Here is a 20,982-nt window from a genome sequence, read left to right as displayed (position 1 = left end):
TAATCAATATGCCATTGTAAAGTGTCAACTATGTCCCCGAACATATGTCAGGGATGTCCCCGGTCTATACACTGCTAAGCCCAGCATGCAACAACACCAATATTTTTCTTTCTTAGGAAAAACACGATAGATAAGTTTACTTGTCAACTGGACTTATAGTGCTGAGTTTCGTGGTAGAAATTTTGAAGAGTAAGAATTAATTTTACAACCGCTGGGCTTAGCAGCCCAGCCTACACTTGCTGTTTTTTGTCAACGAATTACTGACATACAATCCTGGGCTACAACATCTTCATTAATAATCTTTAAGATCAATCGAATTGGCGGCTTGATTGATACGTCGAGTTGAACGATTAATAAAAAATTTTATTAAATAACTCGGAGCAAGCTGCATAAGCTGCTTGAGTAGCCAAGAACGTACGCTACCCTTTTCCTGAGATCGCATCAATTGTGCGGCCTTAATCCCTAGCTCCTGATTGATATAAACAAAAGGATGCATTTGTTGTTCGTAGTTTTGTAAAGCCAGCTGGTAATTTCCTTTTGCTGCAGCAAGCTCCCCGGCGAGTATGTATGCGCCAATAATTGCAAGACTTGTACCTTGCCCCGACATGGGCGAAGCACAATAAGCAGCATCACCTAATACGACTACCCTACTTTTTGACCAATGATCCATATGAATCTGGGCTGCTGTATCGAAGTAAAAATCGGTTGAGTTAGGCATCATTTGCAGAAGCCTAGGAACTTCCCAACCTATGCCCTCATAAACAGTCCTAAGTACTTGCTGTTGTTGTGCTATGTTATGAAGATCGATTTGCATTGGGGCTGTAAATCCAAAGCAAGCTTTAGCCTGCGCTTCTCCATGAACACTCCATACCGATGCAACTCGACCCAATTCAGAATATTGCATCTCTAATCGGTCCAAATTCAAATAATTAGGGACGGTGAATACACAAAGATATAGACCTAGCGATTGTGAAAAAAGCGACTCATCACCAAATACAAGCTGTCTCACATTTGAATGAAGCCCATCAGCACCAATCACCAGATCGAACTCGCGAACTTCGTTATTTTGAAAAGTCACTTCGACGCGCTCAGAAAACTGAGTGATCTCGCGAATGGAGTTATCAAAAATAAACGCTACATCACATACATGCTCCATAAGAATCTGACATAAAGCACCACGAATAATTTCCACATCATCGCCAACTCGATGTCCAAACTCGTCCCCAGTCATTTCTTGAATGACTTTTCCATTTTTATCAACAAGCAATGCACCTTGCATATCAGTGCTTGCTGCAACAACATGCTCATAAATACCCATTTTCCGTAAAACATGTAAGGCTGAGCCTCGTACATCAATTTTATAGCCTCCAACGAGCAACGTTGGTGCTCGCTCAACGATAGTGATAGCAAAACCATGGTGTTTCAACCAATATGCAACGGTTAGTCCTGCCACCCCTGCTCCGGAAATAAGTATTCTCATGCAAAAACCTCATGTAAGAAAACGAGAATCTAAATTAGGTAATCTTAGTATAATAAGGAAAATTGATCGAATAATGCGTGGAATAAAGACAGGAGTGTAGCCTGATGAAGTGAAACTCGGGTTCAATAAAGGAGTTCAAATCCTGGGTTACGGCTTCGCCTTCACCCAGGCTACAGTTTATAGCGTAAATTTAGATATTATCGTCCAGCCAATGCAATCGCTGAGGGTGTATACTCATAACCTAAATCACGAGCAACAGCATCAAAAGTAATTTTACCCTGATGAACATTTAAGCCGTTGAGTAAATGTGGATCATTTAATAGAGCTAACTTCACCCCTTTAGTTACAATGCTTAATACAAAAGGTAAGGTTGCATTGTTCAAGGCAAAAGTCGATGTTCTAGGTACTGCACCGGGCATATTCGCAACACAGTAATGAACTACGTTATCAACAACATACGTTGGTTCCTGATGCGTTGTGGGACGACTTGTTTCAAAACATCCACCTTGGTCAATGGCCACATCCACTAATACCGAACCAGGACGCATTGATTTAAGCATGGAACGAGTCATTAATTTTGGAGCTGCCGCGCCCGGAACCAATACCGCACCAATCACCAAATCAGCACTAGCCACATATTTTTCTATGCCATCAGCAGTAGAGTAAATAGTATTGATCTTAGAACCAAATTGGAAATCTAACTCATTTAAACGTTGTAACGAGCGATCAAGTACTGTAACACGTGCTTCCATTCCCATAGCCATGCGCACCGCATTCGTACCGACTACACCGCCCCCAATAACCACTACGTTTGCCGCAGCCACTCCAGGAACACCACCTAATAAAATGCCACTGCCACCTTGAGCCATCTCTAAACAATGAGCTCCTGCTTGAATAGACATGCGTCCAGCAACTTGAGACATAGGAGCCAATAATGGCAAACCACCGCCCTCTTCAGTTACGGTTTCATAAGCAATGGCAGTAACTCCAGACTCTTTAAGCATACGTGCTTGCTGAGGATCTGGGGCCAAATGCAAATAAGTAAATAAAGTTTGTCCCTCACGGAGGCGTTTGCACTCAATTGGTTGCGGTTCTTTTACTTTTACAATGAGTTCCGCTCTAGCAAATACTTCATCTGCGCTATCAACAACCTCTGCTCCTGCATGTCGATAATCATCATCAGAAATACCAATTCCCAATCCAGCACCCTTCTCTACGATTGCAGAGCTTCCTACTCTTATAATTTCCCTAATACTAGAAGGAACAAGACCTACACGATTCTCTTGAGGTTTAATTTCTTTTGGAACACCTACTAACATACTTTCTCCCTCTAACGGTTTTTTAATTGTTCAATTAACTGTGGCACAAGTTCAAATAAATCACCAATCAAAGCATAATCAGCGATTTGAAAAATAGGGGCATCTTCATCTTTATTAATTGCTACGATAAACTTGGAATCTTTCATCCCAGCTAAATGCTGTACTGCTCCTGAAATTCCCACAGCAATATATAGCATTGGTGCAACTATTCTTCCGGTTTGACCTACCTGATAATCATTAGGGACAAATCCGGCATCTACAGCAGCACGAGATGCTCCCACTGCCGCACCAAGTACATCGGCTAATTCTTCAATTAACTTAAACTTTTCGGCACTTTGCAATCCTCTTCCACCTGAAACAACAATTTTAGCACTGCCTAAATCAGGCCGTTCAGATTTACTTAGTTCATGTTTAACGAATTGGCTGCTTTTTGCAACACATTCTTTATCGATTTGTTCGATGCAACAACTTGGCTGGCTTGCAATTATAGGATTAAATGCCGTTGAGCGAATACTCAGAACTTTTATTGAATCAAGGACTCGCACGGTTTCTATAGCATTACCCGCATATATTGGATGTTCAAAAGTATCTTTATCAACAATTTTACTGACATCAGAAACTTGAGCCACGTCCAATTGTGCTGCAATACGTGGTGCAATATTTTTACCAAAGGTGCTAGCCGGTACTAATATGGCTTGAAATGAATGAGCAAAAGAAAGAACCAATTCACTTACTTGCTCTGCTAAAGGATGTTCATAACAAGGTTTATCAGCACACCAAACAGCATGTACTCCAGCAAGTGTTGCAGCTTGTTCCGCTACGGCTTTGCATTGATGGCCGACAATAAGTAAGGTTGGATTATCGCTCAACTCCAATGCCGCAGCTAAAGCATTACGAGTAGATGGGTGTAATGTTTGATTATCATGTTCAACGAGTACTAAAGTGCTCATAACTTCCCCTTATCAAAGCACTTTGGCTTCATGCTGTAATTTATCCAATAACTCAGTCACTGATTCAACTCGCACTCCAGCACTACGAACCGCAGGTGCGGTGACTTTTAGTATCTCAACATGTTTTTTAAGTGACAATCCCATGCTCCCTAATTCTAAAACATCTAAAGGTTTCTTTTTTGCTTTCATGATATTGGGAAGACTGGCATATCGTGGTTCATTTAAGCGTAAATCCGTACTCACTACAGCGGGCAAATGCACGCTTATTGTTTCGAGTCCGCCATCAATCTCACGAGTGACATCAAGCTGATCGGCGTGTGCTTCTATTTTGGAAGCATATGTAGCCTGCGACCAGTTTAATAAAGCCGCCAACATTTGTGGCGTTTGATTATTATCCCCATCAATAGCTTGTTTACCCATCAATACTAAATCTGGTTTTTCATCATCAACAATCTTTTTTAATATTTTTGCAATATTCAAGCTTTCCAATGAATCTTGGCTATGAACCAATATTGCTCTATCCACTCCTAAAGCCAAAGCATGCCTTAAAGTTTCCTGTGAGCTATCGGCACCAATACTTACCGCGACCACTTCGGTTGCCCAATTTTTTTCGCGTAAACGTAACGCTTCCTCTACAGCAATCTCATCAAATGGATTCATTGCCATTTTAATATTTTGTGTTTCAACTCCGGAATGGTCCGATTTGACCCTAATTTTGACATAAGGATCGATTACACGCTTCACTGCCACGAGAATTTTCATAATTCCTCACTGGATAATCAAAACAAATGCATCTTGCCAGAGATACTGTGCCAAATTCAAGGGGTTATTTCTATTTAAGCTGAATTTGACACCTATATTGTGGCTAGAATAGCGACTAAAACAAGACCTTTTTGTTTTTATAATTAATTTAAATACAAAGACTTAGGACTTGCTTAATAGAGCAGGCTGCATCGCAAAATCATCGTTTAGCAGACTAATCACTCGTTCGGCACGGTCAACTGCCAAAGCAGTTTTTCCTCCCTCAGTGTAAACAGTAGATTTTTTTTTGACTATTTCTAATGCCTCCTGAGCTTTCGCAATTTTTTGTTCAATCTGCAAGCCATCGTCTTTATCTATAACACGCATCCTAAGTAAAAACGCATCCAATGCACGATGCTTTTCTCCTCCAGCTCTCCAATTTCTAAAAAACTGTTGTTCCAATAATCCAAGATATGATTTGATAGGTGCTGCGATCATATTGAGTTGTGGTGTTTTAAAATGGTCGCTAGTGCTTTGATTTTGACTTGCAAGAATTAATTCGCGACATAGGTTTTCCTCAACCGCAGCACCATCAAATGTAACTTCAGGAGAGTAGCCAATTAATGGAGTTAAAAGAGTAGAGCCTATCTGCAAACTCATCTCATAACAATGTCGAGATGCCCAAAAGGTCATTTCAACAAGACGCACCAATAAAGTTGTAGTCGTCGTAGCTGAAACCATAGTAATTTTTTGCAAAGTACTCCCAAGGGTCTGTAATTCTTTTGACTTGCTACTCTCCATATATTGTCCGCTCTTCAATAAAGCAAAATAAAGTGCGTAAACAGCAAATAATTCCTCAGCAAAAACAAAGGTACCAAAACTGATAAAAACCATTGGTAGAAATGAAATTAAAGCCCGTATCCCCTTAGGCTTTATCTTTCCTACCTCATCAAAATAACCCGACGACTGATCAAGCAAACCTAAAAGGCTTATATAAAAATTACGTTCAGTAAATGTTCTGGAAGTATTTCTTAAGTTTTCCAACCATTTTTTAAGATCCTCTCGGGTTGAAATTTCTTCAAATTTAATGGGTTTAAAATCCTGAGGAGTTGTTAATTTCCCATAACAGAGGCTTAATGTTTTAAAACAAGCCCCATCATTACGATCTTCAGATAAATTTTTTTCGATCCATTTTATCTCCGCTTCAAAGTTTTCTATACGGTCTGGATGAAAGAACAAAGATAAACTTTTATAATTTTTTCGGATTTTTGCTTTTTCTGGACCATCTTGCAGCAACAACTTATTATTTAATTTAATAAAATCAGCATCCAGACGTAAAAGAGCCTCTTTATTCAAATTACTGGTATAACATTTTTTTTCTTCATCATAACTGGCATAGATGCTCACCAGAGTTTTTAATTCAGTCTCTATAGTCATAACCACTCCTTGGTTACTCGGATCGATACTGCGAAAAACTCAGTCAACGTGGAGATCTAAGATCTCTAGTTATCGAACAGTACAATCCATTTTATTAAACCAATTCTTTCGTTTAAGATATTCAGTAAAAAAGCCAACAACCAACAAACTAATATAAAATGCACTCATTACATCACTCAAATAATGAAAGCAGAGTAAGACTCTCGAGGTGACAACCGATAGGGCCATAACCAGTAAAGCATAAAAATATCGAGAAAAAAGTATCCCCAACCCTGCGGCCAAACTAATCACTGTCGTTGTATGCCCCGAAGGTAAAGACCAATAGTTAGAACTTAATTTAAACCAATAAAAACCAAATTCATTGCTTGAAAATAATAAGTCAGGACGAGCACGGCTTAATGTAACTTTCAAAATCGTACAAACCACATTGGCTAAAAACACACAACCTAGCAAATACCATGATCGGGCTTCATATATCGCATTCACTTGAATATAACGAAAATACAATCCTGCAACAAGAAACAAAATGATATACGCAATCCATTTACCAAACGCAGTCAGTATTTCCAAAAAAGGAACCTTGGTTCCAAGAGCCAGGTGATAAAAATAAATCGCCAAAGGCTTGTCTACAAAATAATAGGCTAAAATTACAAAAATTGCATAAACAATAATAACCCAGGGTTTTTTCATAAAATGAAATAACTTATCAAATTGTGTCATCAATTAAATCCTTATTTTTCACATCGGTACCATGGAATGGTAATAACAATCGTATTTGGATCTCGCTTTAAAAAAAGCAAAGTACGTAATCCTGGTGCATGAATATTGTGAAGTAAATACTCATACCATTTAGGCTCTACCAACTCAGGTATAATAAGCGCAATAAGCCTGTTTTTCTTCCCTTTTCTTACTTGAGCCACAAAATTTAATAATGGTTTGTAAATACGCCGATACGGTGATTTAATAATTTCTAGTTTGGGAATTTTTTTACCTGCTTCTTTAGCTGGTATTTCAATTTTTTCATGCCAAAGCTGTTGCAAACGCTCAACATTTCCATATCCTGCATCGATAAACACAGCAGTAATATCATTCGAAAGCAGCATGCCAAATTGAATTGCTTTTTCTGCAATTAAATCCAAACCATGAATTGGAATAATTACTATAGGATGCTTTAGTGCACTAGGATCTATTTTTATTGGATTTTCTATTTCCTGAGCAATTTTTCTATAATGACGTTTAATACGATGCATTAGAAATGCTAATGTAGGTGCAAGAACAATAATTATCCATGCGCCTTCTACAAATTTTGTCATGATGATAATAATAAGCGCAATCGCGGTGACTGCGGCTCCTACTGCATTGACTATTAATTTATAGCGAAATTGTTGATTTTCCTTACGTAACCAATACCTTACCATGCCAATCTGGGAAAAGAGAAAAGCACTAAAAGCACCAACAGCAAATAATGGGATCAGATTATTGGTAATTCCTTTAAAGACAATCAAAATGAGTGCAGAAAAAATTGCCAAAATAATAATTCCGACAGAAAAAACCAGGCGTCTACCACGTTCAGCAAAAAAATAGGGTAAGTAATTATCTTCAGCTAGGAAGCGACAGACTCTTGGAAAAGCTGAAAAACTGGTTTGTGCTGAGTAGGCAAGAACAATGAAAATACTAGCAATCGAAATATAATAAAAAATACCTTTTCCTGTTGTTGCTTCAACTAATTGCGACAGTATAGTTTGATATCCTGAATGATTCTGATCCATAGCGACGATATGGTAAGCAGGGCAAAGATAACCGATGACTATTAAAAATAGGGCAAGCGTGCCAACAATTATAGTCAACGTCCATTGTGCATTTCGAATGGTTGGTTTGCGAAATAAGGGCACTGCATTACTCACAGCCTCTACCCCTGTCATCGCAGTCAAACCATTGGCAAAAGCGGTTAACAACATCCAAAATGTCAATGTTTCAGCTACTGAGTTCGTTTGCGTTTTTGTTAAGCTATGCACAAGTTGTGGATGTCCACCACTTATCCAGACTTGCCCTAATCCAATAAGCAGAGTAATTAATATGCACACTATAAAAATAAATTACTGGAATTACAAAAAGTGTTCCTGACTCACGAATTCCTCGCAAATTAATTAAGGTAAGCATGAGTAAGATCACAAGACATAATGTCAGTGTGTAAGGATGCAACGCCGGGATTGCTGATACTATGGCACCAACACCAGCTGATATACCAACAGTAACATTCAATAAATAATCCAATATTAAGGAAATTGCCGCGCCTAAACCATATTTTTTGCCCAAATTATCACTGGCAACAACGTATGCCCCTCCTCCATTTGGATATGCTGCGGTTGTTTGCATATAAGAAAAATACAAAGACAGTAGAACAACAACAACCAATAAGGATATAGCAAAAAAATGATGTAGTCCGAATACTCCTGCGGGTAAGAGAATAGCAAGTGCAGCCTCTGGTCCATAAGCGGTTGAAGACAGAGCATCCAATCCCAGTGCAGGAACCCCGGTTAATATCGATAACTCTTGTGACTTCCTAGCCCTTAGCGAAAGAGGCTTTCCCAAGATTTTATCTATGATTGACATATCCCTATCACCTCAAGATTTTTAATCCATTGTATCTATTCAATAAATGTTAATAAAGACATCTTTGGAAGCGGTGCTAAAAGATAATAATAGGTTTAATGCCGAATTTGAGTCGACCAACAAGAATGCCCGACGTTTCTAATTCTTAAACTGTAGACGATAGAAATCGGCCGCATTAGTCAATAAGATTTTATTAGCCATATGCTCATCAAATATATCCAAAAGAAAGGTAATGTCTTCTTTTTTAAAAGGCTGCGGCGCGCGCGTTGAAGGAAGATCGGTGCCAAACATCAATGCATCCGGATTAATAGAAGCGATCGTTTTTAAAGTCTTAGCTACATCAAAGTCAACTCGGCTAAATCCTGATGCTTTCACTTTGACTCCTTGTTCAACGAGCTCAAATAATACAGGTAGTCCGTCTTTTGATAGGCCCATATGATCGATACTCAAAGCAGGTACAGCGAGCAAAAGATCGGTTAATTCTGCAAGCTCGGAAGCGTCAACATATAATTCAACATGCCATTTGGCAATCTCATAAACTCGATGTGCCATGTCACTTAAATGTTCGACGGTTTCTGAGCCTCCACGTTTTAAATTAAATCGTATACCGCGAATCCCTTGCTGATTTAACTCAATAATTTGCTCATCATGTACTGTGGCTGGTAATTGCGTCACCCCAACAAAATTAGGACCCAATGTTTGCAAAGCATTGACGAGGTATGTCTGGTCAAACGCTTGAAAAGAACCCGATACCACTGCCCCACCAATAATATGCAACGGTTTTGCAATGTTAAGATAATCAGTAACCGTAAACTCATTAGGCAAATAGGATTGATTGGCAACTAAGGGGAACCGGTAATCGATAATATGCAAATGTGCATCAAATAGGTTAAGCATTTTTGTCCTTTTTTGTATATTTCCCTGCACTGCTTTGTAGCCTGGGTGTGCGACAGCGAAACCCGGGTTTCTTATCATAGACTTTCCCGGTTCGACTCCGCTAGACCCAGGCTACGCAAAACTAACCAAAGCGATTAATAAACATCTTATCTTCAACAGGAGCCTCAATTGGCAATTGCGGTTTCTCTTTTTCAGCAAAAAATCGATGTTTTTTTGAACCGGAGTTCATAGAGGTCAGGGTATCTTCCTGGACTGATTCGATCAAACTTGGGACATCCCTATACCCACCGAGACAGTATCTCTCCCATTGACCATCTAATTCCATTTCAATAAAACAGTGATCTGGGTTAATATCAATAGAGACAGGAACTTCGGGATACAAACGCCCCATTTCTTCTTTAAAAGCAATAGCCCTTAAACGGCAACTTCCAACAGTTAATTTTCTTGCTTCGTCAAGATATTCATTGCCATCATGAACTTTGGCGTTACGTAATAGCCCATGATCTTTGCCAAACTTAAGATACTTCATCAATAAATGATGTATCTCTTCATGCTCACGGTGCGCAGCCACAGTATTAAAAACAGGGTGTGCTCTATATTGTTTCGGCATACGTAACAATAAATTAATAGCGGCTTTCTGTGGCTCTGTTGTTGGTTTAAGTAGGCGAATATAGTGCAAACGATTTTCTTTAGAGTACTTTATTTCAAAGTCATCTTTTTTTAATCCTTTAATGGCAATATCCAGCAAGGTTTCACCAGGATGTACTGAAGGCAATGCTTGCCAATTTGCAGTCAAACTTAATTTCTTTTTTCCTTTCAAAAGGACAAAATTTGATTCCTCTTTCCTTTGCTCAATGAGTTCTTCAGTTAATCCCTCAGGGTGAAACTCATAGTTACAAGCCACTAAATTTTGAGTGGCATTCATTCCTACTAATTCGAAATATTGGAATGGGGACGATGGGTCTTTCTTAATGACCAAGTCGGAATACACTTCATCACGATAATACTTAGTCGATGGTGTAAAAGACAGTGTATCAACGGGTGTAAATATGGGTTTTCTATGTCGTGCTTGAGATACAAAAGCTTTCGTATCAACACCACTTTGGTATGTTTTTTGTTTTATTTCTTTCTGGGTAATAATTTGTTGCTTCAATCTTTGCAACGCTAATCGCGAATTTTCACCATACTCAGAGTTTTCCAGTTCAACGTCAATTATCGCTTGTTTTGTTTGATTTAAGTGATACTCGTCCAATTTGGGCGAGAATATTGGCGCGACTTGGTCAAGATGTGTTGCAAGAGTTTGGTGATCATCAGCTATTTCTTGGCAGATTTTATAATCAAGAAAGTGCACCTGTGTTGTATCCAATTGCTGCAGCTTAGCTTGCGCAAGCACTGTAGCGCGGGTTGCCGGTTTTAATTTAGATGCCAGCAAATCATCAAAATCCTCTCCATTAATCGCATTCTTTAAGGTCTCTTGACTCATTTTGACTAATTGTCCATTTTCCAAGGCGTATAACGCATGGCCGTGAACAAGCAATCCACTCATATGTCTTAACAACTGTTCGCGCTTAGTTGTTGGCCAGTTGGAAAATGACCAGTCAGAAAAAATATAAATTTGACCAGTAGGCGATGACTCCTGCCCTTTAACCACTTCTTTTGGCATCCCTTGTTGCATGGTGATTGATGGCTTAGTTTTTAGCTTTTCAGCTGCCTCACGGATATCCCCATCAAAAATCCCCTGTGTTCGTGCAAATGCTCTTACATTGGTATAAGCAGTTGACGGCAACCATTCGCCCCAAAATCCTGTTTTCCTTTGTAAAGTTGGCAGTAAGGTTGCAATAAGCTCTAAAGCAAAATCAACCTGAACTTCAACAGTATAGTATTGATATTTAGGATGACGAAAAGGAGTAAGTAGTTTTTTCAAGTCAGCAGCTTTTTTTCTATCCGCTTCATTGATCCACCATTTGGATTCTATGCGCTGAATTTCTTTATCTATTGTAGTAAGTAAGGTACTCACCAGCTCTTTGCCTGACGCAGGCAAAATTTGTAATTTAAATGCAGGCAGAAATTGTTCTTGTGCTGCAATCATTGCTTCAAAATCATCGGACTCAGCTGTAGACTCTTCAGGTTGCGGTTTACCTTTTGTTGCTTCCCGCAGACCTGCTTCCAACGTTTTTGGTAAAACATGCCTTCCTCTGTTGACCAGATTAGGATTAACCTGATTTAACACTTGCATCACGTTGCGTGAACAAAAAGTTGCTTCCGAAGGAGTAATGTGTCGTCTGTCTTTTTCATCTTGCTGATTTGACCATTGAAAAAAAGATTTAACCACAGCCCAGAAACTGGTACGAAATTTCCCTTGTGCATACAATCGTTCAGTTACTTTGACTTGCTTAAGATAAGCATCTAAAAATTGCTGTCTTTGTTTGCTATCAGTATGCTTAAACACTAATAAGCTTGAATTCACCACAGGAAGGATTTCTGCTTGCCCCGAAGCACGCCAGAATGCAATCAGCAATTGAATTAATCTTGCTTTATTCGCTCGAGACGCGGTAAGAAATCGTTCAATTAATTCCTCTGGGTCCTCAAGGCCAGTCATCTTAGAGGCCAATTGCTTCATCCATTTAGCACCGCCTGAAAGTGCCTCCCTTATTTGGACTGGGGTGAGCTCTTTAGTACAGTAACTTAAAAGTAATGTTGTTAATTCTTCTACAGTTTTTTCTTGAAGTTTTTCAACAAATCGTGCTGTTGGTACAGACAGCTGTCGTTCGTAATTATGGCAAATGACGCCATATTTATTCTTTCCAGTACAAACAAAGACTGTAATGACTTCTCTATGTCCATGTTTGTTGCCAGCAGTAGTTAGGGATTGAGCGGCCTGTTTTAGGCGTACTATAGGTTTACTGCTATTTGAGACCACAAAGACGATATCGCCTGGATCAATAGCGCAATCCTTCATTACTAACATGACCGCTCTCCCCTAGACTTAATGACTACTTAATTACCAGTGACCATGGTTATTACGGCTACCACCATATGAGGTTACAACTGCAGAGGGACCATGATGATAACCATGATGATGATGATGATGACCATCATCGCCGCAGATTGCGCTGGTTATTACTAACGATGAGAGGGTAGCGAGTAAGTCATCATCTCCTCCTGCTTGTTCTAACCCTTTAGTAATTTCTTCAATTTTACTGGGTTCAAAATCCAGCTCTTTGAGTCGAGATGCGAAATCTCCTGGCTTAGAAAAAGTAAGGACACCGATTTCAGCAGCATGCGATCTTAAAGCTGGCAAATAAGCTTCTTTTTTTGCTTGCGCAGCTGACGCACTTGGTGATGTTTTTTTGATCATTGCATATCTTTTTATAACATCATCAATATACTGAATTGCATCTTGATTGTCTTTCAATTGCCCTTCTTCACTTTTTTTCACTAACCCTGCATATCGAGTTTCAAAACTGTTCAATGTACCTAAGGCCTCTTTAACTTCAGGTGTTATTTTTTTTAATGCTGGCATTTTGTCTCCTAGACTAGTTAAATTTCGAGCAGAATATTATCATGCACAGATCAACCAATCAACTTTCTGATTTCAATTTAATCAAGAACTTAGAAGATGCATTTTGGAGAGTAAAAAAAATAAAAAATAGGTTTAAAAATTAGGTATATAATGAGGCAAATACTTTAATATCCTTTGTACTTGTTATTGAAAGCTACTATTCGATAGAATCAGATATTTATTACAGGTCCTTTTTTAATGATAGAATTTACTTTAATCCAAAAAATATGTATCTGGGCCATTCCCATTTTACTCGCTATCACCTTACATGAAGCGGCCCATGCCTATGTTGCATATCGTTGCGGTGATACTACTGCAAAAATGTTTGGTCGATTAAGCTTAAATCCGATTCGACATATTGATCCAATAGGTACTGTATTTATCCCCTTATTGATTGGTATTTTAACGCAATTTAATTTTGTCATTGGCTATGCAAAACCTGTCCCCATTAATTGGAACCAATTTCGTCACCCGCGACGTGACATGATTTTGGTAACCCTTGCCGGCCCCGTATCAAATATTCTGATGGCCGTTTTATGGGCTGCTTGTGACAAAATCGCTATAATTCTGAATCCAAACACCTCGATGGCCGTACTGTTTCTTTATGCAACAGCCCAAGCAGGTATCTTTATCAATTTGATTTTAGCGGCATTAAATCTCCTTCCTATTCCACCATTAGATGGCAGTCGGGTAGTCATGAGCCTTTTACCTCCTCGTCAGGCTATCGCCTATGCAAAAATAGAGCCTTATGGATTTTTTATCCTCATTCTTTTGGTATTTACTGGAGTTCTTGGCATGATATTAACGCCACTAATTAACCTGGGACTAATCACTCTAAGTGCCATTTTTCAAATATGATGAAGAGGCAATCTATTGATCTGGAGTAAGCAATACAATGAATATTCTTGCTGATGCCTCTCTCCCTGGGCTAGAGGCAGCGTTTCCCAAACCATTTCACGTAACAACATATCATCAGCCTGATGAAATTAACCAATTACTTCTTGGACAAGATGTTCTCCTATGTCGTGCTGCGCTCAAAGTAAATCAATCTTTATTAAAAAATCATTCTTTGCGCTATGTTGCTACCGCAAGCAGCGGAACTGATCATTTGGATCATCTGTGGCTGAATTCTCAAAACATTCAAATAATCGATGCGAAAGGTTCGAACGCACGAGCGGTGGCTGATTATGTCGTTGCATCTCTTGCTGTATTGAAACAGCAAAGTCTTATACATGGACATACTGCCGGTATTGTTGGTTTGGGAAAAGTAGGATCTCAAGTCGCTGTCCGTTTGCAGGCCGCTGGCTTGCAAATTCGTACCTATGACCCGCTCAAAGCAACACGTGAAACGTTTCATAGTTGCAGTTTAGAAGAACTATACCAAGTTGACCTTCTTTGCATCCATGCTGAATTACATAATAAGCAGCCCTACCCTAGTGCTAACTTAATTCATCAAGATTTTTTTAATCGCTTAAAACCAGGTTGTGTCATTATCAATGCCGCGCGTGGGGGTATTGTCAATGAAGAAGCACTTCTTCACACTTCAAAACCACTAATCTATTGTACTGATGTCTACCTCAGTGAGCCTAACATTGACGCACGCATTATTGATAAGTCCACCATATGCACCCCGCATATTGCAGGCCATAGTCTCGAAGCAAAATACGCTGCGGTTGCGATGGTCAGCGCAGCATTACATCAAATCGCAGGACTCCCCCTTCCACAATTTGCAGCACCAGAATTGCCTAATAGCCTTAACTTGAAAAAAAACGAGTTATGGTACGAATCGATCTTGAACATTTATGACCCCACTCAAGAAACATTATTCTTAAAGCAAGCTTTAGATAAAAAAACTGCTTTCTTAGATTTACGAAAACAGCATCAAATGCGCCATGATTTTTCTCGATATCCTACGGGATCTATTGTGAACAATGAAACCAAGTTAGTGCTTGGAATGTAAAAAAACAAGGCAATTCTTATCCTAATTATTTACTTTATGTACATGAATAAATCTAAAACCGTCCATTGTAAATTAGGAAATCAAATGATACTCTTTTTCCGATTTTAAAAAAAACAAAGGAGTATGTGTTATGTCTTTAGGAGTAAAATTATCTACTTTTGCAGCAGCATTAGTTCTTGCTGGTTCTGCTTTTGCAATTGATACAGGTTGTCCAGATCTGAGTGCTATTCAAGCAGAAGGGATCACAATGGCGGACCTTATTGGTAATGACTATTATATCAGTTATTCACTCAGTAACTTCGGTACTTCTTCGAACTGGGGCTTTGCTATTGGACCAGTGCAGGCAGATTCAGATGAAGATGCGCTAGATACTTCAAATCAAATTTTAAATAATATGACTACTCCTGGATTTCCTTTGGAGCTCGATAGAGACGTATTAGTGTGTTTATATGACACAGGTAATCCTTATATATATTCTATTGCCGTTAGAGATTATGCAATTAGTCCAATAAAGTTAAAACAATACTTACAAAAGGCCCACAAGTAAAAGCACAAAACTATGTACTTCTTCGGGTTACATAGACAAATTCAACCCGGATTAATTTGGAATAATTGGATTTAACAAGGAGTGAAAATATGTCTGTAAGAGCAAAATTAACCACTTTAGCAGCTGTTTTAGTTTTTACTGGATCTGCATTTGCAAATGAGGCAGTTTGCCCCAAGCTCAATGACGTTCAGACAGTTGGAATCGAAATGGCATCGCAACTGGGTTATAATTATTATATTGGTTATTCAATCAATAATTACAACACCTCTGCAAGCTGGGGATTTGCTATTGGTCCTATAGAAGCAGAATCGGAAGAAGAGACCCTCGAGATAACAAACGATATTTTGGACCAGTTGACTGCCCAAGGAATTCCTGAACATGGTAGAAACGGGGAGTTAGTGTGTTTCTATGAAACAGGTGATCCCAATCTTTTTGCAGTTGCAATTAAAGACTTTGTTGATATATCACCGATGAGGTTTAAGCAATACATCCACAAACACTAAGAAAATGTAGCTGGGTTTTGTAGGCTGGGCTGCTAAGCCCAGCGTTTATTGAATTAATTCTTAAGCCCAATTAATCGGAAGTGTTGTTAAATGCTGGGCTTAACAGCCCAGCCTACGCATTCTACAAAGCATCCATCCAACTTATGGTTTATATTTAATTTTGGATTAATTTTTTCACTACATCCTGATCCGAAAAAGTATGTTTTACCTTACCAATTTGCTGATAAGCCTCATGCCCTTTCCCTGCAATCAAAATGACATCATGTTCATCTGCCTCATTTAAGGCATATGCAATTGCTTCTTCACGATTAAGGAGTTGAATGACATTAGATGGGTTCGAAATTCCATGTGCTATCTCATTGACTATTACCTGTGGATCCTCTGTGCGCGGGTTATCACTGGTAATTACAATGTGATCTGCAAGTTTACTGGCAACACTACCCATCACAGGTCTTTTAGTTTTATCCCTGTCTCCGCCACAACCAAACACAACCCACAGACGTCCTTTTTTTAATTGATTTAAGGTAGTTAAAGCGTTCTCTAAGGCATCAGGAGTATGTGCATAATCCACAAGTACATAAGGCGCATTGGCGACAATTTCCATCCGCCCTGGGGCTGCTTTTAATTGCGCCATTACTTCGATAATCTGTGCAGGTGAATAATCACAAGCCAATAGGCTACTCCATATAGCTAAGCTATTATAGATATTAAACTCTCCTAGAGCTTTTATTCTTAAATGATGTCGCCCCCAAGGAGAGTGAACTTCAATTTCGGTACCATTAATGTCCATAGACCAACTTACAGCCTTTACATCACAATCTTGATGTATTCCATAAGTTAATTTTCTCACATGTGGCTTAACTACCGCTGCCATTTTTTCTTGATACGCATCATCTTTATTAATTATTGCCCATTGCAATGACTCCCGGGCAAACAACATTGCTTTTGCCATGGCATAATTTTCCATGCTCAGATGATAATCCAAATGATCAAGCGTGAGGTTAGTAAATATAGCTTGGTCAAATTCGACCGCATCTACCCGATGTTGTGCCAAAGCATGTGAAGATACTTCCATACATACTTGTCTTAGCCCTTGATTTTTGTATTGATGCAATAATTTTTGCAAAAATAGCGAATCAGGTGTGGTGTTATCTATAAGCTGCAGTTCATTTACATTGCCTTGGCCAATAGTGCCAATATATGCTGCACCCTGACCCAGTAGATGATGGGCTTGCGCCAATTGATAAGCAATCGTTGTTTTACCGTTAGTCCCCGTTACACCAGTTATAGTTAAAGAACAACCTGGATCCTCATAAAATTGTTTCGCAATCACCGCGAGTTGTGTCGCTAAATCAGGGACAGGAACACATGGGATTGTCTCAGGTAAGATGCAATCCGACGGAAAATGAGAAGGATCATAGGCAACTGCAACGGCACCTGCAGATACTGCCTTATTTATAAATAATCGGCCATCAGCTGCGGCACCTGCATAAGCAATAAACAAATCACCAGGTTGAACACGACGACTGTCATTTTCCAGGCCGCTAATAGCGCAATCCGATTGTATATGATGCATCCATGGTTTTAATAATTGTGAGAGTTTCATCACTTGATTTCCAATAAGTTCTAAAAGTAGCCAACGCACTTTGTACCATTGTCGCCTGGGTGAGCGTAGCGAAACCTGGAAGTACTGTATTCCCAAACAAGGTTAGGGGTTGCGGTCCAACTAGTTTATTATCCTATGAACAAAATTTATCCCACCAGCTCATCAGTAGGTACATTAAATAATCGTAAGGCTCCTGACATCACTTTAGCAAACAAAGGAGCTGCAACCGCTGCCGCATAATAACTTTTACGAGAAGGCTCATGAATGATGACAATTACAACAAATTTTGGTTTTGAAACTGGTGCAATCCCTATAAAACTTGCAGTATATCTTCTATCTTTGTAGCCATCTTTTCCTGCTATACGCGCTGTTCCTGTTTTTCCTGCCACTCGATAACCAGGCACTCTTGCTGCTTTCCCAGTACCATCTTTACCCAAAACGGCTTCCATCATAGAGAGAACCTGCTGTGCTGTCTCGGGTTTCATTACCTGCACACCTGCAGTAGGTGGGTCATTATGCAATAAAGTGACTGGAATTAATTTACCTTGGTTTGCAAAAACCATATTGGCTTTAGCTAATTGTAACGCGGTAACTGATAAACCATAACCAAAACTCAAAGTAGCTAATACAAAAGGATTTGCATCCTTCACATTAACGATACCCCCTTCACTTTCACCAGGATAAGTACTTTCCGTTCGTTGTCCAAAACCACAACGTTGTAACAAGCCAATTAATTGTTCTGGGGGACTGGCTAAAACCATTTTCGTTACCCCAACGTTACTCGAGTGCTGCAATACACCCGTTACATCCAAGACACCATAATTATGAATATCTCGAACGGTATGGCCGTGGACAATCATCCAGCTTGGATTAGTATCAATAATCGTTGTCGGTGAATATAAACCTGTTTCCAAAGCACTGGCAATACTAAACATCTTAATCACCGAGCCGGGCTCAAACGTATCGGTGACCGCCCTATTCCTATAAGTATCTTTATCGTAACGTCCTCTTGAATTAGGGTTATACGAAGGGACATTAGCCATGGCTAAAATCTCACCGTTTTCCGTATCAACAACAACGACAGAGCCGGATTTTGCACCGAACTCCTCAACTGTTTTGTTTAATTCACTGTAGGCTAAATATTGTAAGCGTCTATCAATACTTAAAGTCATATCACGCCCAGGGCGTGGTTCTTTGATTACCCCTAACTCTTCGATAATTCGTCCTAAACGATCCTTAATTACTCTTTTTTTACCCTCAACACCTTTCAACCAATCTTGATAGGCAAGTTCGATTCCTTCCAAACCTTGATCGTCTACGTTAGTAAATCCAACCAACTGAGAAATACTATCAGAATCAGGATAATAACGTTTGAATTCTTTTTGGAAATTAACTCCTGGAATTTTTAGTGCCTTTATTTTTTTAGTTAAAGGTGGAGGTAATTGCCTTTGTAAATAGAGGAACTCTAATTCTTTATTTTCTGCATCTACTATTTTTCTGCTTAATTGTTTGGGTGTCAAATTCAGGTATTCAGCCAAAGACATAAATTGTTCTTTATCGGGTGAAAATTCTTTAGGATTCACCCAAACAGACTCCACAGGTGTACTAATTGCCAATGGCGTACCATTCCTGTCCATGATCATTCCTCTATGGGCAGGAATAGCTACAGCACGTAAACTCCGTGCATTACCTTGCCCCTGGAGAAATTGTCGATGCAGTACCGTTAAATCAACCATGCGCCAAATCAAAATAAGCAAGAGCAGGGAAAAAAAGGAAGATACGATAATAAGTCTATTTAAATGAGTTGAGTTTTTCATGGATATTATCCATCTGTAGCCAGGGTGGAGACAAAGCCGCACTGTCTTTAATGAAGAAAATTCCTTTCTTCCTCAGGGAAGAAGGTGCCCTTAGGACGAATGAGGTGCTGATTTCCCTCATCCCTACTCTCCCATTACTGGGAGCGGGGAATTCCTTTTAAGGATAGGCGATATATCATAACCCAGGTTTTTATTGCACTAGAATCCCAGGTTACGGCTTTGCCTCCACCTAGGCTACGTTATTCAAACTAAACGGCAATGGTACTCGTTTAAAACAAAAACTTCTACTGCTGTGCTTGCAACCAATAAGTATTTTTAGAGGTTGGTAAAACCATTTGTAATTTTTCGGCAGCCAATTCCTCCACTCGAGCAGGAGTAGCCAGACTTGCTTGTTCGAGAAGTAACTGTCCCCATTGCAACTGTAAATAGTGTGTTAGCTGTTCTTGTTGTTCAACCTTGTTCAAAGTCACTCGGTATGAATTGGTACTGTATACTACTGCCAAAGCACTCACTAATACAGCAACTAATAATATAACCAGCATGTATAATGATTTTGACATGTGCATATCTGCCAGTTGACCATTAAATAAAGTCCCTTGATTGATTACTTTCGCTGCAGCATTCATGCTAATTTCTCCCCTATTCTCAGTACCGCACTTCGAGCCCTGACGTTCTCTTTTACTTCACTTTCTTTCGGCATAATCGCCTTACCTATTCTTTTAAAATTTGTTGTTAATTCTTCATAACGAATGGGCACTTCTGGAGGTGGTTTAGCCCCCTGTTCTTTATCACGCATAAATTGTTTGACTATACGGTCTTCAAGGGAGTGAAAACTAATCACTGCCAGCCTACCTTTGGGCGCCAAGACATTAATGCATTGCTCCAAACAACTCTTTAAATCATTTAACTCTTGATTTATATGAATTCGTATAGCTTGGAACACCCGTGTTGCAGGATGTTTGTGCTTTTCCCATTTTGGATTTGCTTCTTTTACAATTTCCGCCAACTGCAAGGTAGTAGTGATAGGGGTAATGGTTCTCGCAGCAACAATTGCCTTTGCAATACGGCCTGCAAAACGCTCTTCCCCATACACCCTGAACACTGAAGCCATCTCTTCTGCTTCTGCTTCATTAACAAATCGAGCGGCGCTCAGAGGTTGAGACAAATCCATACGCATATCTAATGGACCTTGCTGCATAAAACTAAAACCGCGTTCAGGATTATCCAGCTGCGGCGAGGACACACCTAAGTCCAGTAAAATGCCATCTACTTTTCCCACCACACCGGCTTCGGTTGCAAACTCTTGAATTCGTGAAAATGAGCCTTGGAATATATGAAACCGTTTGTCTTCACCGAAATGTTCTCCGGCATACACAATTGCATCTATGTCTTTATCTATGGCATATAAACGACCTTGATCATTTAAATGGCGTAAAATTTCTCTGCTATGGCCACCTCGACCGAATGTACCATCAAAATAGATTCCACCATTTTTAATGGCCAAACCTTCTATTGATTCATGTAGTAATACTGACTGATGCATTGCCATT

General features: G+C 39.4%; 17 protein-coding genes and 1 pseudogene. 4 read left to right on the top strand and 14 right to left on the bottom strand.

Annotated features, from left to right (window positions below; genetic code table 11):
• Window positions 1–292: 292 nt before the first annotated feature.
• The 10 genes and pseudogenes from Lste_RS03065 to Lste_RS03020 all read right to left on the bottom strand — a co-directional run bounded on the left by Lste_RS03065 (window position 293) and on the right by Lste_RS03020 (window position 12,960).
• Window positions 293–1,480, bottom strand: a complete 1,188-nt coding sequence (locus Lste_RS03065) for an FAD-dependent monooxygenase (protein ID WP_068310880.1) — start codon at window positions 1,478–1,480, stop codon at window positions 293–295.
• A gap of 197 nt (window positions 1,481–1,677) precedes the next feature.
• Window positions 1,678–2,799: an alanine dehydrogenase gene (gene ald / locus Lste_RS03060; RefSeq protein ID WP_058509625.1), complete on the bottom strand. Its 1,122-nt coding sequence runs from the start codon at window positions 2,797–2,799 to the stop codon at window positions 1,678–1,680.
• A gap of 11 nt (window positions 2,800–2,810) precedes the next feature.
• The gene (locus tag Lste_RS03055) at window positions 2,811–3,749 is read right to left on the bottom strand and encodes an electron transfer flavoprotein subunit alpha/FixB family protein (protein WP_058509624.1); all 939 of its coding nucleotides are present in this window, start codon (window positions 3,747–3,749) and stop codon (window positions 2,811–2,813) included.
• Window positions 3,750–3,761: 12 nt separating this feature from the next.
• Window positions 3,762–4,511: an electron transfer flavoprotein subunit beta/FixA family protein gene (locus tag Lste_RS03050; protein WP_058509623.1), complete on the bottom strand. Its 750-nt coding sequence runs from the start codon at window positions 4,509–4,511 to the stop codon at window positions 3,762–3,764.
• A gap of 162 nt (window positions 4,512–4,673) precedes the next feature.
• Window positions 4,674–5,927: a hypothetical protein gene (locus tag Lste_RS03045; RefSeq protein WP_058509622.1), complete on the bottom strand. Its 1,254-nt coding sequence runs from the start codon at window positions 5,925–5,927 to the stop codon at window positions 4,674–4,676.
• A gap of 69 nt (window positions 5,928–5,996) precedes the next feature.
• A complete protein-coding gene (locus Lste_RS03040) occupies window positions 5,997–6,647 on the bottom strand; it encodes a phosphatase PAP2 family protein (protein ID WP_058509621.1) in 651 nt (216 codons plus the stop codon).
• Window positions 6,648–6,658: 11 nt separating this feature from the next.
• Window positions 6,659–8,540, bottom strand: a pseudogene (locus tag Lste_RS03035) (APC family permease).
• Window positions 8,541–8,678: 138 nt separating this feature from the next.
• Complete coding sequence (locus Lste_RS03030) at window positions 8,679–9,437, bottom strand: amidohydrolase family protein (RefSeq protein WP_058509627.1); 759 nt, start codon at window positions 9,435–9,437, stop codon at window positions 8,679–8,681.
• Window positions 9,438–9,558: 121 nt separating this feature from the next.
• Window positions 9,559–12,405, bottom strand: a complete 2,847-nt coding sequence (locus tag Lste_RS03025; RefSeq protein ID WP_058509620.1) for a hypothetical protein — start codon at window positions 12,403–12,405, stop codon at window positions 9,559–9,561.
• A gap of 33 nt (window positions 12,406–12,438) precedes the next feature.
• Window positions 12,439–12,960, bottom strand: coding sequence for a hypothetical protein (locus tag Lste_RS03020; protein ID WP_068310877.1), 522 nt, complete (start codon window positions 12,958–12,960; stop codon window positions 12,439–12,441).
• A 237-nt stretch (window positions 12,961–13,197) separates the two neighbouring features.
• Between Lste_RS03020 and Lste_RS03015 the strand changes: the two genes are divergently transcribed.
• The 4 genes from Lste_RS03015 to Lste_RS03000 all read left to right on the top strand — a co-directional run bounded on the left by Lste_RS03015 (window position 13,198) and on the right by Lste_RS03000 (window position 16,009).
• Window positions 13,198–13,857 (top strand): site-2 protease family protein, encoded by a 660-nt coding sequence (locus Lste_RS03015; RefSeq protein WP_058509619.1) that lies wholly within the window; start codon window positions 13,198–13,200, stop codon window positions 13,855–13,857.
• A gap of 37 nt (window positions 13,858–13,894) precedes the next feature.
• Window positions 13,895–14,959: a 4-phosphoerythronate dehydrogenase gene (locus Lste_RS03010; RefSeq protein ID WP_058509618.1), complete on the top strand. Its 1,065-nt coding sequence runs from the start codon at window positions 13,895–13,897 to the stop codon at window positions 14,957–14,959.
• Window positions 14,960–15,089: 130 nt separating this feature from the next.
• Complete coding sequence (locus Lste_RS03005) at window positions 15,090–15,506, top strand: DUF4949 domain-containing protein (protein ID WP_058509617.1); 417 nt, start codon at window positions 15,090–15,092, stop codon at window positions 15,504–15,506.
• A gap of 89 nt (window positions 15,507–15,595) precedes the next feature.
• The gene (locus Lste_RS03000; protein ID WP_058509616.1) at window positions 15,596–16,009 is read left to right on the top strand and encodes a DUF4949 domain-containing protein; all 414 of its coding nucleotides are present in this window, start codon (window positions 15,596–15,598) and stop codon (window positions 16,007–16,009) included.
• Window positions 16,010–16,163: 154 nt separating this feature from the next.
• On the opposite strand, the gene Lste_RS02995 is transcribed toward Lste_RS03000, so the two are convergent.
• From Lste_RS02995 to rsmH, 4 genes are all read right to left on the bottom strand, one after another.
• On the bottom strand, window positions 16,164–17,615 hold the full coding sequence (locus tag Lste_RS02995) for a UDP-N-acetylmuramoyl-L-alanyl-D-glutamate--2,6-diaminopimelate ligase (RefSeq protein WP_058509615.1): 1,452 nt from the start codon (window positions 17,613–17,615) through the stop codon (window positions 16,164–16,166).
• A gap of 146 nt (window positions 17,616–17,761) precedes the next feature.
• The gene (locus Lste_RS02990) at window positions 17,762–19,432 is read right to left on the bottom strand and encodes a peptidoglycan D,D-transpeptidase FtsI family protein (protein ID WP_058509614.1); all 1,671 of its coding nucleotides are present in this window, start codon (window positions 19,430–19,432) and stop codon (window positions 17,762–17,764) included.
• Window positions 19,433–19,716: 284 nt separating this feature from the next.
• The gene (gene ftsL / locus Lste_RS02985) at window positions 19,717–20,058 is read right to left on the bottom strand and encodes a cell division protein FtsL (RefSeq protein ID WP_058509613.1); all 342 of its coding nucleotides are present in this window, start codon (window positions 20,056–20,058) and stop codon (window positions 19,717–19,719) included.
• Window positions 20,055–20,981, bottom strand: a complete 927-nt coding sequence (gene rsmH / locus Lste_RS02980) for a 16S rRNA (cytosine(1402)-N(4))-methyltransferase RsmH (RefSeq protein WP_058509612.1) — start codon at window positions 20,979–20,981, stop codon at window positions 20,055–20,057. Before rsmH ends, ftsL begins: the two co-directional genes overlap by 4 nt.
• Window position 20,982 lies beyond the last annotated feature (1 nt).

This window comes from Legionella steelei, assembly GCF_001468005.1.
Taxonomy (GTDB): Bacteria; Pseudomonadota; Gammaproteobacteria; order Legionellales; family Legionellaceae; genus Legionella; species Legionella steelei.
This window is presented reverse-complemented; position numbering and strand designations above follow the sequence as displayed.